Here is a 16,933-nt window from a genome sequence, read left to right as displayed (position 1 = left end):
CTAAAAAGGTTTATTTTAATGATTTAAACAGAAAAAATGCAGAAAAAAGTAGCATTAATTACAGGAGTCACAGGACAAGATGGAGCTTATTTAAGTGAGTTTCTTTTAAAGAAAGGGTATATTGTACATGGTGTAAAGAGAAGATCATCACTTTTTAATACAGGTAGAATTGATCATTTATACCAGGATCCTCATGAAGAAAATCAAAATTTTATTTTACACTATGGAGATTTAACTGATAGTACAAATCTTATTAGAATCATTAAAGAGGTAAAACCAGACGAGATTTATAACCTTGCAGCTATGAGTCATGTTCATGTATCTTTTGAAATGCCAGAATATACAGCTAATGCTGATGGTATTGGTACACTTCGTCTTTTAGAAGCTATAAGAATTTTAGGGTTAGAAAAAACGACTAGAATTTATCAAGCATCAACTTCAGAACTTTATGGTAAAGTACAAGAGGTTCCACAAACTGAAACTACACCATTTTACCCAAGAAGTCCATATGCAGTTGCAAAAATGTATGCTTATTGGATTACTGTTAATTACCGTGAAGCATATGGAATGTATGCTTGTAATGGGATCTTATTTAACCACGAATCTCCAATTAGAGGAGAAACATTTGTTACAAGAAAAATTACAAGAGCAACTTCAAAAATAGCTTTAGGCTTACAAGATAAAATCTACTTAGGTAATTTAGATGCTCAAAGAGATTGGGGACATGCTAAAGATTATATTAGAATGATGTGGATGATTCTTCAAGCTGATGAAGCTGAAGATTGGGTAATCGCTACAGGTAAAACAACAACTGTAAGAGATTTTATAAAAATGTGTTTTAATCACGTTGGAATAGAACTTGAATTTAAAGGTGAAGGCTCAAATGAGAAAGGGTATGTGAAGTCTTGTAGCAATGCTGAATATCAAGTTGAAATTGGTAAAGAAGTTATCGCAGTAGATGAAAAATACTTTAGACCAACAGAGGTAGAACTTCTTATTGGAGATGCTTCAAAAGCAAAAGAAAAATTGGGTTGGATCCCAGAGTATGATTTGCCAGCTTTAGTAGAAGATATGATGTCTAGTGATGTGAAATTAATGCAGAAACAACAGTACCTAAAAGACGGAGGATACAGAATCAAAAATTACTTTGAATAGTATTTTATGAATAAAGAATCTAAAATTTATATTGCAGGTCATCGAGGTTTAGTTGGAAGTGCATTATTAGAAAACCTTAAACAAAAAGGGTATCATAATATTATAACTAGAACGCACAAAGAACTTGATTTAACAAATCAAAATGAGGTGTCAGAATTTTTTTCTTCGGAAACTCCTGACTACGTTTTTCTCGCAGCTGCAAAAGTAGGAGGCATTATTGCCAACAATGTATATAGAGCAGATTTTATCTATGCCAATTTGATGATTCAAAATAATGTGATTCATCAAAGTTATAAGCATGGTGTAAAGAAGCTATTGTTTTTAGGAAGCACTTGTATTTATCCTAAGAACGCTCCACAACCAATGAAAGAAGATTATCTTCTTACAGATACTTTAGAATACACTAATGAGCCTTATGCGATAGCCAAGATTGCAGGTATAAAAATGTGTGAAAGTTATAATTTACAGTATGGTACGAACTTTATTTCTGTTATGCCAACAAACCTTTATGGGCCAAATGATAATTTTGATTTAGAAAAATCGCATGTTTTACCAGCACTTATAAGAAAAATCCATTTAGCTAAATTGCTTAATGAAAATAATAATGAGGCAGTTCTAGAAGACCTTAATCTTTCAAACATAGAAGACGCTAAAACGTATTTATCTTCATTTGGAGTCTCTGAAAATAGTGTAGAGATTTGGGGCTCAGGAAAACCTAAAAGAGAATTTTTGTGGTCAAAAGATATGGCAGACGCTTGTGTGTATATTATGGAAAACAGAGATTTTAAGGATACGTTTTCCGAAGATAAAAAAGAAGTAAGAAACACGCATATAAATATTGGTACAGGAGAAGATATTTCAATTAAAGAATTAGCAGATATAATAAAAACTATCGTTGGTTTTAAAGGCGAATTAGTTTATAATACTGATAAGCCAGATGGCACGCTTAGAAAGCTAACGGATGTAACAAAGCTTAATGCATTGGGCTGGAAGCATAAGATGGAGTTAGGAGAAGGCATAAAAAAGATGTATGATTGGTATAGAAATAAATAACAATTTAAAAATTGCAATTGAAGCTTCTTTAAAAGCAGGAGAAGTCATCATGCAAGTGTATGACACTGCTTTTGATATAGAAATTAAAGATGATAAGTCTCCATTAACTGAAGCAGATAAAAAAGCTAATGATATCATCAATACTTTTTTAAATCCCACACCAATTCCAATTATTAGTGAAGAAAATAGACAGATAGACTTTTCTACTAGAAAAGACTGGGATGAGTGTTGGATAGTAGATCCTGTTGATGGCACAAAAGAATTTATAAAGCGAAATGGAGAATTTACCGTAAACATTGCGTTAGTTAAAGATGGAATGCCACAATTAGGTGTGATTTATGTACCAGATTCTAAAGTCTTATATTTTGCTGATGTATCAAAAAAAGAGGCTTATAAAGTAGTACTAGAATCTCATCAAACAACTCTTGAGGATATTAAAAAGCAATGTTCATCTTTAGTACCTAAACTCAAAACAAATCAAGTTGACGTTGTTGGTAGTCGTTCTCATATGAGTCAAGAAACTCTAGATTTTGTTGAGGACTTAAAATCATCTGGAAAAGATGTTCAAATAGTCTCAAAAGGTAGTTCTCTTAAATTTTGTTTAGTTGCAGAAGGTAACGCAGATATATACCCAAGATTTGCACCTACAATGGAATGGGATACTGCAGCAGGACAAGCAATTTGTAATGCTGTTGGAGTTGAGGTTATTTCTAAAGAAACGAATAAGCCTTTACTTTATAATAAGGAAAACTTATTGAACCCATGGTTTATAGTTTCTAAATAATGAAAGATCAATCGCATAAGCGACATATTGCTAAAACCATTACATGGAGATTAATAGGTACAATTGATACCATTATATTAGCTTGGATTATCTCTGGAGATGCAACTACAGGTTTCAAAATTGGTTTAGCAGAAGTTGTTACTAAAATGCTTCTTTATTATTTTCATGAAAGAGCTTGGTTTAAAATTAACTTATCTAAAGATGGTATAGTTCTAGAAAGTAGAAAAAGACACATTGCAAAAACCCTTACTTGGCGATTAATTGGAACCATGGATACGATGCTCTTGGCTTGGATTATTTCTGGTAATCCATTAACTGGTTTAAAAATTGGATTTGCTGAGGTTGTGACTAAGATGCTTTTATATTATTTGCATGAGCGTGCTTGGTATAAAGTAAATTATGGTTTAACAAGTAGAGAAAATTAAGAGAATGAAAGAGAATATTATTCCACACAGTTATCAAGTTTCTAAAAAGGATAGAACAAATTCAAATAATCATAATTCGTTTTTAATTTGGTTTACAGGACTTTCAGGTTCTGGTAAATCTACAATTGCAAATTTGGTTGAAAAAGCTTTACATGATTTAAATGTGAAAACTTATTCGCTTGATGGTGATAATATTAGAAAAGGTATCAACAATGATCTTTCTTTTTCGCCAGAAGACAGAACAGAAAATATTAGACGCATTGCAGAGACAGCAAATTTAATGATTGATGCAGGTCTAGTGGTCTGTGCAGCTTTTGTTTCTCCATATAAAAAAGACAGAGAGAATATTAGAACTATCGTTAAAGATGTTAACTTTGTAGAGGTTTACATCAATACGAGCTTAGAAGAATGTGAGAGGAGAGATGTTAAAGGTTTGTATAAAAAGGCTAGAGCAGGAGAAATCAAAAATATGACAGGGATTTCTGCTCCTTATGAAGCACCAGAATCACCAGATTTAGAAATTAAAACGGAAGACGAATCTATAGAATTATCAGTAAAAAGAATAATAGATTTTATCACACCAAAATTACAACTCAAATGAGTAAATATTATTTAAATTATTTAGACGAATTAGAAAGTGAGGCTATTTTCATATTACGTGAAGTGTGGGCTCAATTTGATAATCCTGTTATTTTATTTTCAGGTGGAAAGGACTCAATTTTAGTTACTCATTTAGCTAAAAAAGCATTTTATCCAGCTAAAATTCCTTTTCCATTAATGCATGTAGATACTGGTCATAATTTCCCAGAAACGATTCAGTTTAGAGATGATATTATTAAAGATTTAGGCGTTCAACTTATAGTAGGTTCTGTTCAAGAAGCTATTGATGATGGGCGAGTTTCCGAAGAAAAAGGAAAAAACGCAACTAGAAATGTACTTCAAATAACAACATTACTTGATGCTATAGAGTCTAACAAAATAGATTGCGCAATAGGAGGAGGACGACGAGATGAAGAAAAAGCTAGAGCTAAAGAACGTTTCTTTTCACATCGAGATGATTTTGGACAATGGGATCCTAAAAACCAAAGACCAGAACTCTGGAATATCTTCAATGGAAAACATTTTGAAGGCGAACATTTTAGAGCTTTTCCAATTAGTAATTGGACAGAAATGGATGTTTGGAATTACATAAAAAGAGAAAATATAGCTATCCCTTCTTTATATTTTGCGCATGAAAGAGAAGTGGTTTGGAGACAAGACAGCTGGATTCCTAATTCAGAATTTTTAGTCCTTGAGGATCATGAAGAAATAGTAACTAAAAAAATTAGATTTAGAACTTTAGGTGATATTACAATTACTGGAGGTGACGAGTCTGAAGCAGATACTTTAGAAAAAATTGCAATAGAGGTTGCTGGTATGAGAAATACAGAACGTGGAAACAGAACTGATGACAAGCGTTCTGAATCTGCAATGGAAGATAGAAAACGTCAAGGATATTTTTAAAAAGAAATTAAATCAATGTTAGACAATAATCAATTATTACGTTTTACTACAGCAGGAAGTGTAGATGATGGAAAAAGCACACTTATTGGTCGCTTACTTTACGATTCTAAATCCATATTTGAGGATCAATTAGAAGCTATTACTAATACGAGCAAGAAAAAAGGACATGATGGTGTAGACTTAGCTTTGTTTACTGATGGTCTTAAGGATGAACGTGAACAAGGTATTACTATTGATGTGGCTTATAGGTATTTTACAACACCAAAACGTAAGTTTATAATTGCTGATACTCCTGGACATATTCAGTATACTAGAAACATGGTTACTGGAGCATCCACAGCAAATGCAGCTATAATTTTAGTAGATGCTAGGCATGGTGTTATTGAACAAACTAAAAGACATTCATTTATTGCTTCGTTATTACAAATACCGCATGTTATAGTTTGTGTCAATAAAATGGATTTAGTAGATTATTCTGAAGACGCTTACAACAAAGTTATTAATCAATTTGAAGAGTTTTCTTCTAAGTTGTTGGTTCAAGATATACGATTTATTCCAATAAGTGCGTTAGATGGAGATAATGTTGTAAATCGATCTAAAAACATGGATTGGTATCAAGGTGCTCCACTATTACATACACTAGAAACGATGCATATTAGTAGCGATATTAATAAAGTAGATGCTAGGTTCCCTGTTCAAACGGTATTAAGACCTCAAAATGAAAGTCATAGAGATTATAGAGGTTATGCAGGTCGAGTTGCTAGTGGAATTTTTAGAGTTGGTGATGAGGTAACTGTGATGCCTTCTGGATTTACTTCAAAAATAAAAACAATAGATACATTAGACAAAGAGTTACCAGAAGCTCATGCTCCTATGTCTGTATCCATTACTTTAGAAGATGATATTGATATCAGTAGAGGTGATATGATTGTACGTTCAAACAATAAACCAGAAACGAGCCAAGACATTGAGGTTATGTTATGTTGGTTACACAATGATCCTGCTAAACCAAGAGCTAAGTATAGTATTCGCCATACAAGCAATGAACAAAAAGCAATGATTAAGGAAGTTGTTTATAAAATAAATATTGAATCTTTAGGACGTAATACAGAAGATAAAGATTTGAAAATGAATGATATTTCTAAGGTTAAAATAAGAACGACAAAACCTCTTATGGTAGATTCTTATAGAGAAAATAGAACAACAGGAAGCATTATACTTGTTGATGATGCTACGAATGAAACTGTTGCAGCTGGAATGATTGTTTAATTTAATATTAGAAGCACGTTTTATATGAAAAACCAGGTTGTATTTATTTTTATATTAATTGTTTTTTTGTCGTGTTCTAATAAAGTTAAGAAACCAGATAATCTTATTTCCGAAGAAAAAATGGTTGATATCATTTACGAGGCCTCAATATTAACAGCTGCTAAAGGTGTAAATAAAAAAGCTCTTGAAGATAAGGGTATTGAACCCGAAAACTTTGTGTATTCAAAATTCAATATTGATAGTTTACAATTTGTTAATAGCCTAGATTATTATGCGAATTCAATAGAAACTTATGATAATATATATACAAAAGTAGAAGAGCGATTAAACGCTGATAAAGAGCTTTATGAAGATGATATTAAAGGAAATAAAAAAGAAACAAATAAGAAAGTACCAAAAGTAAATAAGTTAATTAAAAACTCTAACATTGATGTTTTAAATACAATTAATAGAGATGTTACTTTTGATGAAGTTGGATTAAAAATTGAAGAGACCGATATTGCTTTTATAGACGAAAGTGTTTTTAAGGTGTCTAGAATATCTAATAATACACCTGCTTATTTAATTATTAAAAATCAAAAAATCACAAGTGGTGAAACGGTTTTAGTAACTATTTATGTTCAAAAAACAAATGATAAAAGTGCTTTAGGGTTAAGAATTTCTGGCATTTATCCCAATAGAGTTGATGCAATTTTTGATTTAGAAAATAGTAAACTAATAGGCGTTAAGTCTAAAGGGTATTTTGAAAATGAAGACGCTTCAATTGAATTAATAGACGAGGAATGGTACAAATGTACAATATCAGCAAAGGCTAATATAGACGAAATTCAAATTATTTACGGACCTACAGATGCCGATAAACCTATTGGGTCCTGGGAAGGTAAATCGGCTATATTATCTCAAGTCAACGTCACAGTGCCTACTATTAGTAGAAATTAATTTTTAGTGTAAAATTAAATTAATTTATACATTTTTAACTTAAAACAAAACTCCTAGAAATATAGATTATGTGCGGAATTACAGGAATTTATTCTACAAATACAATCCCTAATTTAGAAAAAAGAATTCAGAAAATGAATGATTCTATTCAACATAGAGGACCAGATTCTGAAGGATATTACAAGGATGGGAATCTCGTTATTGGACATAGGAGATTAAGTATAATTGACACTAGAGAAATTTCTAATCAACCAATGCATTCTAACAATAATGATTGGCATTTAGTCTTTAATGGAGAGATTTATAATTTTGACGAGATAAAAAAACATCTTAATTATGAGTTTAAAACAGCATCAGATACCGAAGTTATAATTGCTGCAGTAGAAGAAAAAGGTATGGATTGGTTTTTAAAAGAAGCCAATGGGATGTTTGCAATAGCACTTTATAATTCAATATCAAAAGTACTTTATTTGGTAAGAGATAGATTAGGGATTAAGCCACTATATTTTCACAATCTTGATGGTAACATTGTTTTTTCTTCGGAAATAAAAGCAATCTTATCCAGTGGTTTAGTTGATGCTAATTTTAATGAAGAGGCAGTTGATGAGTATTTAGCAAATAGATATATAAGATCGCCTTATACTTTTTTTAAAGATATTTTTCAAGTTCAACCAGGAACCTATCTCACAATTGATGAGAACTTAAATAAAAAAGAAGTCAAATATTGGGATCTTCCTGAAGAGTTTAACACCTCTACATCTTATGATGAAGAAACCATTTTAAAAGGTTTAGATGACGAGTTAAATAAAGCAATAAAATATAGACTTATAGCAGATGTACCCTTAGGAACATATTTAAGTGGTGGAGTCGACTCAAGTCTTATCACAGCAATAACTGCTTTAAATTCAAAAGACAAAGTTAACACGTATACTATAGGCTTTGAAGAGCTTAATGAGTTTGAATACTCAAAAATTATAGCAGATCAATATCATACCAATCATCATAAAATAGTTATGACTAAAAAGGACTATATGTCTAATTGGGAGCGACTTATCAACTTTAAAGATGCGCCTTTGGGAGTTCCAAATGAAATACCATTGGCAGTGATGTCTAGCAAATTAAAAGAAAAAATAACAGTTGTGTTATCTGGTGAAGGTGCAGATGAATTAATGGGAGGATATGGACGTATTTTTAGAGCTCCTTTTGATTACGAAAATGAAAATACAACAGAGTCTTTTTATGATTATTTCATTTCCAAATATGATTATGTACCAAGGTCTATGCGAGATGAATTAATTAATACTCCAAAAAACTATAGAGAAGAGTTTGATAATGAGATTAAGAATGAATTTGAAAACAAACCAAACGAGGAAAATGTATTTAAATTTTTTCACAAATATCATGTAAAAGGATTATTGCAACGTGTTGATATGACTACAATGCAAACATCTGTTGAAGCACGAGTGCCATTTCTAGATCATAATTTAATTGAGTACTCTTATCGCCATATTCCGTATGATTTAAAATTACGATGGAAAGATGAAGACTCAAAGAAAAAAGCATCACAAACAAGCTCTGATAATTATAGCGAAGTATTAGATACACCAAAATACTTATTAAGACAAGTATCCTATAACTATCTACCAAAAGAAATTATTGAACGAAAAAAAGTAGGGTTTCCTGTACCTTTGACTGAGTGGTTTGAAAACTTAGAATCATTAGCTGAAGAACTCTTACCTAAAGCTAATTGGTTAAAAGATGGAGTCGTAAAAGAATTGATAGAAAAAAGTAAAACTGAGACTAGAGCTGGTCAAATTCTATGGATGTTTATTAATATAGAATTATTTAAAAAGAACTATTTTAATAAAAATTGGAGATGGTAGTTCAATTGAAATTATCTCAAAAAGGTAAATAAATGTCAAAATTTTTAATAGGTCTTACAATTTTAATTTGTGCTAATGGGTTTTCTCAAAAAGTTGAGTATGGCAACAGTACTTTTGATAAAAATAAAGTAAACTTAGAGTATGTTGTCTCAAAGTATGATGGCAATCAAGAAGCTTATATTGACGAAATAAAACAAAAAAAACTAAATCCAAAAAACTGCGCAATAGTATTGATTGATGTTTGGGATATGGATTTTTTAAAACCAATGGTTAATGAATTTTTAAACCCAGTAATAAAAGACCTCAGCTCTATTGGATTTAATATCATTTACGCACCATCACAAGAAAAGCAGCATAAAGATTTGTTACAAGTTGAAAATGGGATTACCTTTTACAACGATGACATTATGGATTCTTACATTGAAAAGAATGACATTAAACATATTTTCTATTTAGGGTTTGATGCTTTGTATTGCGTAATTGATAAACCTAACGGGTTATTTGCTTTCAAGAATAGAAATAGTAATAAGAATCTTAATTATTATGCTTTTGATAAGGGCTTATCTTCCTATAGTATTGGCATGAGAGCAGCAGCACTTAGGTTATTTAAAAAGAACGACATTGGAGTCATTGTAACAGATAAGGTCAATTTTAATAATTATAATTCTGATAAAATAAATAAACATTTAAGATCAAAGACAGTAAAAAAATTACCAGCTGGAAAAAATTTAGTCTTGATTTTTAAAAATGATAAAGTCAATGATACCTTAAATAACTTTGAAGCTAATCTAAAGAAAGCTAATATCAATTATTTAACAGTTTCAGATAACAAATTATATACTAAGGATAAGGTTCTAACTAACGATTCAGAATTTTTAGACCTATTAATAAAGCAAGAAATTGATAATATATATTATGCAGGATATTATTTAAACAATGAGATTTTATGGAGTGAATTTGGCGTTACCAATTTGTATATACATAAGCGATATATGGGAATTAAAGAGTTGCCAAAAATTTTCTTCGTAAATGATTTAGTTTATATTGCAAAAACTTTGAAAAGTGATTCTATAATAGAAAAATTTATTATTCTAAATCATTACAGAGGAATAAAAAATATCTTTTCAAAACAATTAATAAAGCTCAACCTTGATTAATAATAAATTATATGTATAAAAGAGGAGACGAAAAGACGACAATAGGTTATACATCAGGAGTTTATGATTTATTCCATATTGGACATTTAAACCTAATTAAAAACGCTAAAGGTTTGTGTGACAAGCTTATAGTAGGTGTTACTTCAGATGAACTAGTTGCTTATAAAAACAAAAAATCAGTTATCAATCATACCGAACGAATGGAAATCGTAAGGAATATCAAACAAGTTGATGCTGTTGTACCTCAAAATGATATGGACAAATTTAAAATGTGGGAACGTTTAAAATTTGATGTTATGTTTGTTGGCGATGATTGGTTTAAGAGTGATAAATGGAAAGAACTTGACGAAAAGTTTGAAGCTGTTGGTGTAAAGATTATTTATTTCCCATATACTGAAGGAACTTCATCTACACTTATCAACGAAACGCTTACTAAGCTCAGAGAATCTTAATTTTTTGAATTAAAACATGTTAAAAAAAGCACTTGTTAAAAGCGTAAAGTTTTTATGTCAGATTTTTTCAAATAAAGAACAAAAGATAGTATACCACAGTTTTCCTGATTTTTCCGATAATAGTTTTGCGACATTCATATTTGTATCTGAGCATTTTAAGACCTATAAAAATGTTTGGTTAGTAGATAACTACGCGTCTAAAGAAAAGTATCTAAAATTGGCGTCTAATTATACCAATAGCAACCAATTAAGTATTGTGAACAAAAAATCTATCATAGGTTTTTACCATTACTTCACGGCAACTATTGTATTTCACACTCATGGTTTATATAATTTTTTAGGAATTATCCCTAATCAAAATAAATTTAATTTATGGCATGGAATGCCTATAAAGACTATTGGATTTTTAGATGATCCAAACAATAAAAACGTTCCATTTTCTAATTACCATACAGCAACATCTTCATTTTATCAGGAGATATTGGCTAAAGCATTTAATGTTTCCGAAGAAAAAATATTGATTAATGGTCAAACCAGAAATGACTTTCTATTGGAGGATAAATTCTCTATTCATCAACTATTTAATGATGAAAAAGAGTATAAAAAGACACTACTTTGGATGCCAACATTTAGAAAATCTGTAGTTGTAGACCATAGAATAGATGGAGAAATAGAAGGTGAAAATGATTTTTTTAATGAACCTAGTTTGGATAGTATTAATTCTTTGTTAGAAGCTGAAAATGCCATGTGCTATGTAAAGCTACATCCAATGGATTATAGAAAAATAGGCGATTTTAAAAACTATTCTAATATTCGATTTATTGATAATTCTTCATTTGAAGACAAAGGGATAAATATGTATTCTACATTTAAGTCTGTAGATATACTATTAACAGATTTTTCATCTATTTACATTGATTTTTTACTTCTTGACAGACCTATTGGATTTGTGTTTTCAGACTATGAAGCATTTAAAAACTCTAGAGGGTTTTTATTTTCAGACCCAATAAAGTATATGCCTGGAGAAATAATAACTACTTTGCAAATGTTAGAAGGATTCTTGCAAAACACTATAGTTGATAATCAAGATCTTTATTCAGAAAAAAGAAAGGAAATAAAAAATATATTCCATAAATATGACAATAATTTTTCTCAAATTTTGTTTGAAAAGATTAATGCTATTACAAATTCTACTAATTAGCTAAATGAATTTTTTACAAAATAAAGATTACCGAATAATGTTGGAAAACTTTTCATACCTGAGTGTATTGAAGGTTTTTAATATCGGGTTTAGATTTATTTTGGTGGCTTATTTAGTTCGCGTATTAGGTACAGATTTATACGGTCTTTTAACTTGGTCTGATTCTATCATCCAGTTCTTTTTAATGTTTATAAATTTTGGTTTTAATGTATACGCAGCCAAATACATTGTAGATAATAGAAATGATAAGTCGGTAATTAATGAAGTTGTTTCTTCAATTTATATCATAAAAACAGTACTTTTTTTAACGTCTTTTTTAATTCTTTTAATTACTGCCATTTTTGATCCTATAGCGCAAAACTTAGGTTTATTGTATTTAATGCTTGTAATGGGAATAGGGGAAGTGATGTTTCCAATATGGTTTTTTCAAGGTATTGAGAAATTAAAAATAGCAACGATAATTGTTTTTATCTCAAGATTATTTATTGTTGTAGCAACGTTTCTTTTTGTAAATAATCCTGAAGACATTTTTTTATATGTAGGTTTTATTGTGATTTCTAATATCATAATGGGTGTTTTAGGGGTTTATGCTATTAAAAAATATTATGACATTGAATTTTATTTTGTAAAGTTTAAAGTACTGCTGAAGTACTTTAATGCTGCATTAATGTTCTTTTTTGGGCGATTCTTATTACTTGTCTTTAATTTTGGTACAATCTTTCTTATTGGTGTTTATGCGACAATGGATGATGTTACAGGATTTGACATTGCCTCAAAAATTGTTATGTTAACTGTGATTCCTTTTGAAATGTTACAACAAGCTGTTTTTCCAACCATATCTAGAACTATGGATAAAAAACTGTTAACTAAATTAGTGTTTTTTAGTTTAGGTGCTGGGTTGATATTAATGGTTTTAATTCATTTATTTTCTTCACAACTTGTGCTTCTTTTTGGAGGAGAAGAGCTCCTAAAATATACGAGTACATTAGAGTTTTTAAGTCTACTTTCGCCTATAATTTCGGTTACATTTATTCTTGGAAGTTGTGGGTTAGTAGCATTTGGTTTTTTTAAAGAATATAACTTCTCATTATTATTTTCGTCTATTGTTTATATAGTCATAGTATTATTTTTATATTTAATTGACGAAATTACATTTTGGAACCTTATTTATTTAAGAGTGTTTTCAGATTTTGTTCTTGTAAGTATTAGAGCTTTTTATTCAATAAAACGGAAAGTTCTGTTTCAAAAAAATTCTATATAATGAAAGGGAAAGTTATTTTTTTATTGCTCTATTTTACTATTTTCATACCCTTACTCATTTTCACAAAAGTCCCTATAATACTTAAGGTGTTATTTTCGCTTAACTTCATGGCGATATTTATAATGACTGTTTTTTATGTCTTTAAAGACAAGAGGTATTCTCCCATATTGGCAGCCTATATTGTATTTAATTTTTTGTTTTTTATTATCGCACCAATGCTTCAAATCCACGAAGTTTTTGCAAATAATGACTTAAAAATGCCAACCAAGCTCATATATAAAGATCATTTAATGATAAAAACCAGCATCTTTATACTGATTTTTAACATTGTGTTTTTTGTTTCTTATCGTTATTTTTTATCAAGAAAAGTCGTTTTAAAACCATATTTTAAAGACAAGTATTTGCCTATACATCTTTTGATTTTGTTTGGTGTTTGTTTGTTGATTTTTGCACTTAATTTTGACCATATAACTAGTGAATATATAGATAACAATTACAAAGTAAATAAAGACGTTTCAAAATCAGCTTTATTACTCAAAGAGAAGATTGTTTTAATGATTCCGTTTCCTATATTTCTTTTAAGTGTTTATTATCTGAAAAAGGCTAAAAAGAAAAGTATTAATTATTACGCAATAATAGTGTTATCAATACTGCTATTAGTTTTATTATTAGCTATTAAAAATCCATTAACAGAAAAACGAAATGCGCTGGGACCTATTTATTTGACTATCATATTTTTTTTAATCCCAAAATTGCTAAATACAAATTTCAAGGCATTGATTTTCTTGTTTTTTTCAATGATAATTATCTTTCCTACGATATCTCTCATAACACATTCTGGATATTCATTAGATCAATTAAGAGCGAAGCCCAAACTATTACTATATCAATTAAAAAACCATGGGATATCAAATACGTTTACAACATTAAATTATGATGCGTTTATAAATTTTGCAGCAACAATAGAATACGTTGAAGGAGATAGGTTATCGTATGGTGAACAACTATCTGGAGGTGTGTTTTTCTTTGTACCCAGAAAAATATGGACTAACAAACCAATTTCTTCAGGAGAATTTATTGGCGAATATTTAAAAGATAACTACGGAAATCCAAGAAGCTTTACCAATCTATCTAACCCTTATGTCTCTGAAGGCTATTTAAATTTTGGCCTTTTAGGTGTCATACTATTTGCCATTGCTTTGGCATATTTTTTATATATAATGGTCATTTGGTTAAATGGCTTTGACCCACTTAAAATCGCTGCAGGATTTTATGCATCTATGCATATGATCTTTTTTTTAAGAGGTGATTTTACCAATGGCTATGCATTTTTGATGGCAACATTTATTGTGTTGTTAGTGATTCCTAAAATTTATTTTTTAGTATTTAGGGCTGCAATGAAAAAGACAAAAACAAATGTCTAAAAACGTTAAAACAGCAAATGGATTATTAAAAGCCTTTTTAGTCTTTAATAGTGCCATTATTTTAGTGCCAGATAAGTTCAAGGGCATTCCGGTAATTGGTTTGCTGTTGAGTACTATATTTTATTTTATTGTTACCAAATCTGATAAAAAGTTTGATTACAAATTGCTTATTGTAAGCACGAGTTTTTTTCTCATGCTGGTTGTAAGTATTCTTTACACCGAAGATAAAAGTTACGCATTTAAAAAACTTGAAACTGGGTCGTCACTTTTGGTTTATCCAGTCATTTTTGCACTGTTATATAATTGTAAGGAACATCTAAGCAAGTCGTTTATCGAACTTTTAAAATGGGTGTTTGTAATTACACTAGCATTTTTCTTGGTATCTACATTTACATATTACTTTTTAACCGAACCCTATTATACATTTAAGAGCACAATTGTGCATTACCATACTCTTGTCGACTTGAGAATAAAAGGGTACGAGATACACTCTATCTACTTATCTATGAGTATTGGAGTTGGGATTTTATTTTTAATAGACAGTATACCTAAAGTTAAAAGGATTAATAAAATTTATTCGATACTATTTCTGGCTCTGTTTTTTGTGTTTCTAGCACTTTTAAATAAAAAAGGCCCAATTTTAGCTTTTGCAGTGGTAGGCTTTATTTATCTTATTAAAACTAAATTAAAAGCCAAGCCTGCAATTTATGTCGTAACTTCTATTATTCTATTTGTTTTAATTTTAGCGTTTATTCCTAAATTCAAAAATATCAATAGATTTAGTGAATTAGTAGATTTGGATGGCCTAAAATCAAATCAAAACACATCTACATCTATTCGTTTAGATATTTTTAAATGTTCAATGATACAAGCCGCTAAAGAGCCCATTATTGGTTATGGTTGGGGAGATGCAAATAGTGCTTTAGTTGATTGTTACGAAATAGAAAACCCAAGCTTATTACTTAAAAATTATAACTCTCATAACCAATTCTTAAGTATCTTGTTATCTACAGGAATTATTGGGTTGATGATATTCTTATATTACTTTTATTACATATTTAAATTTTCGAATAAAAATAAAAATCAACTATTGTTTTTTTTATTATTGTATTTTGGTTTAAATATGCTTTCAGAGAATATTCTTGAGCGCGAAGATGGTGTTATATTCTTTTCGTTTTTTATTAATTTATTTCTGTTTAATTCTGAATCTAAATTAAACGAATCAACTGAGAATTAGCATTTTTATAATGTTATAAACTTTTTGTAATGAATGTAATACATGTATTAGAAGATTTTTCCTTCCAAAGTGGTGGTATTAGAACCGTCGTTTTAGATTTACATACTAGATTACTAAATAATAATATTAATTCTAAAATACTTACAACTAGAATAGAAGATGGAGATCAAGCCATAAAAGTAGAAGGAGAAACCACACCTTGGCGCTATTCTAAAAACCTAAAGAGTACCTTGAAGAGCTTAAATTCAAAAAATGAAATAAGCCTTATACATATTCATGGTGTATGGATGTATCCTCAATATGCTACTGCTAAATTTGCAAAACAAAACAATATTCCTTTTTTGATTACTTGTCATGGCATGTACGAGCCTTGGTTATGGTCACAAGGAACATTAAAAAAGAAGTTGTATTTTAATTTGGTAGTCAAATCTGCATTTTCAAAAGCAAATTATTTACATGCTATTACGCATAATGAAGCTAATGAATTAAAGGCGCTTTTCCCAAATACTCCAACGGTTGAAATACCAAATTTAATTGATTCGGAACTTGCTATAGAAGATAGTTATAATGGAGAAGAAAAGTATGTGCTATATGTTGGAAGATTAGATTCTAAAAAAGGAATAGACTTACTCATTAAAGCATTTTCAAATTTAAATCCCAAAGGCTTCAAACTAAAAATTGCTGGAAATTTTAGCGACTATAAACTAGAATTAGACCAATTAGTTGTGTCTCTTGGTATAGAAAACAAGGTTGAATTTTTAGGTTTAATTACAGGCGAAGAAAAAATAGTGTATTTTAAAAATGCCTATGTTTTTGTGGCACCTTCGCATTCTGAAGTTGTTGGCATGGTTAATCTAGAAGCTGCCATTTATAAAACACCTGTAATTACTACATTTCAAACAGGTTTAAAGAAAGAATGGTCCAATAATGGAGGCATACTTGTTAATCCAAATGTAGAGGAGATAGAATCTGCACTAAAAACAGCACTTAATTGGACATTAGAACAAAGAAATGAAAACGGATTAAAGCTCCATAATTTTGTTTTAAAATCATATTCTTGGCAATATCGATTTGATGATTGGGTCAAACTTTACCAAAACATGCTTAAATAATCCATGAATTAGTCTTTTCAGCTAATAAAACATGAGTTTTTTTATTTTTTTAGAGATAAACAAATGATAATTTTATCT

16 protein-coding genes are annotated in these 16,933 nt (G+C 29.7%); all 16 read left to right on the top strand.

Annotated features, from left to right (window positions below; all coding sequences use genetic code 11):
* The first annotated feature begins 36 nt into the window (after positions 1–36).
* Positions 37–1,155 carry a GDP-mannose 4,6-dehydratase gene (gene gmd / locus WNY78_RS11015; RefSeq protein ID WP_342873257.1) on the top strand — a complete coding sequence of 373 codons (1,119 nt, stop codon included), beginning with the start codon at positions 37–39 and terminating at the stop codon, positions 1,153–1,155.
* Positions 1,156–1,161: 6 nt separating this feature from the next.
* Complete coding sequence (locus tag WNY78_RS11010; protein ID WP_342873256.1) at positions 1,162–2,208, top strand: GDP-L-fucose synthase; 1,047 nt, start codon at positions 1,162–1,164, stop codon at positions 2,206–2,208.
* Entirely contained in the window at positions 2,186–2,992 is an 807-nt protein-coding gene (gene cysQ / locus WNY78_RS11005; RefSeq protein ID WP_342873255.1) for a 3'(2'),5'-bisphosphate nucleotidase CysQ, read from the top strand. The genes WNY78_RS11010 and cysQ overlap by 23 nt, the downstream gene beginning before the upstream one ends.
* Entirely contained in the window at positions 2,992–3,417 is a 426-nt protein-coding gene (locus WNY78_RS11000; protein ID WP_342873254.1) for a DUF2061 domain-containing protein, read from the top strand. The genes cysQ and WNY78_RS11000 overlap by 1 nt, the downstream gene beginning before the upstream one ends.
* A 4-nt stretch (positions 3,418–3,421) precedes the next feature.
* On the top strand, positions 3,422–4,018 hold the full coding sequence (gene cysC, locus WNY78_RS10995) for an adenylyl-sulfate kinase (protein WP_342873253.1): 597 nt from the start codon (positions 3,422–3,424) through the stop codon (positions 4,016–4,018).
* Positions 4,015–4,920: a sulfate adenylyltransferase subunit CysD gene (cysD, locus tag WNY78_RS10990; protein ID WP_342873252.1), complete on the top strand. Its 906-nt coding sequence runs from the start codon at positions 4,015–4,017 to the stop codon at positions 4,918–4,920. Before cysC ends, cysD begins: the two co-directional genes overlap by 4 nt.
* A 15-nt stretch (positions 4,921–4,935) precedes the next feature.
* Positions 4,936–6,189: a sulfate adenylyltransferase subunit CysN gene (cysN, locus tag WNY78_RS10985; protein WP_342873251.1), complete on the top strand. Its 1,254-nt coding sequence runs from the start codon at positions 4,936–4,938 to the stop codon at positions 6,187–6,189.
* Positions 6,190–6,213: 24 nt separating this feature from the next.
* Entirely contained in the window at positions 6,214–7,128 is a 915-nt protein-coding gene (locus WNY78_RS10980) for a DUF4296 domain-containing protein (RefSeq protein ID WP_342873250.1), read from the top strand.
* Positions 7,129–7,196: 68 nt separating this feature from the next.
* Complete coding sequence (gene asnB / locus WNY78_RS10975) at positions 7,197–9,011, top strand: asparagine synthase (glutamine-hydrolyzing) (protein ID WP_342873249.1); 1,815 nt, start codon at positions 7,197–7,199, stop codon at positions 9,009–9,011.
* Positions 9,012–9,043: 32 nt separating this feature from the next.
* Positions 9,044–10,168 (top strand): hypothetical protein, encoded by a 1,125-nt coding sequence (locus WNY78_RS10970; RefSeq protein WP_342873248.1) that lies wholly within the window; start codon positions 9,044–9,046, stop codon positions 10,166–10,168.
* Positions 10,169–10,179: 11 nt separating this feature from the next.
* A complete protein-coding gene (locus WNY78_RS10965; protein ID WP_342873247.1) occupies positions 10,180–10,620 on the top strand; it encodes an adenylyltransferase/cytidyltransferase family protein in 441 nt (146 codons plus the stop codon).
* Positions 10,621–10,636: 16 nt separating this feature from the next.
* Positions 10,637–11,821 (top strand): CDP-glycerol glycerophosphotransferase family protein, encoded by a 1,185-nt coding sequence (locus WNY78_RS10960; RefSeq protein WP_342873246.1) that lies wholly within the window; start codon positions 10,637–10,639, stop codon positions 11,819–11,821.
* 4 nt (positions 11,822–11,825) lie between these two features.
* A complete protein-coding gene (locus tag WNY78_RS10955) occupies positions 11,826–13,082 on the top strand; it encodes an oligosaccharide flippase family protein (RefSeq protein WP_342873245.1) in 1,257 nt (418 codons plus the stop codon).
* Positions 13,083–13,189: 107 nt separating this feature from the next.
* Complete coding sequence (locus tag WNY78_RS10950; RefSeq protein WP_342873244.1) at positions 13,190–14,506, top strand: O-antigen polysaccharide polymerase Wzy; 1,317 nt, start codon at positions 13,190–13,192, stop codon at positions 14,504–14,506.
* Positions 14,499–15,743 (top strand): O-antigen ligase family protein, encoded by a 1,245-nt coding sequence (locus tag WNY78_RS10945; protein WP_342873243.1) that lies wholly within the window; start codon positions 14,499–14,501, stop codon positions 15,741–15,743. Before WNY78_RS10950 ends, WNY78_RS10945 begins: the two co-directional genes overlap by 8 nt.
* Positions 15,744–15,772: 29 nt before the next feature.
* On the top strand, positions 15,773–16,855 hold the full coding sequence (locus WNY78_RS10940; RefSeq protein ID WP_342873242.1) for a glycosyltransferase: 1,083 nt from the start codon (positions 15,773–15,775) through the stop codon (positions 16,853–16,855).
* Positions 16,856–16,933: the final 78 nt, after the last annotated feature.

It is taken from the genome of Psychroserpens sp. AS72, from assembly GCF_038900375.1.
Taxonomy (GTDB): domain Bacteria; phylum Bacteroidota; class Bacteroidia; order Flavobacteriales; family Flavobacteriaceae; genus Psychroserpens.
Note: the sequence above shows the minus strand (reverse complement) of the source record. Positions and strands in the feature narration are given on the sequence as shown.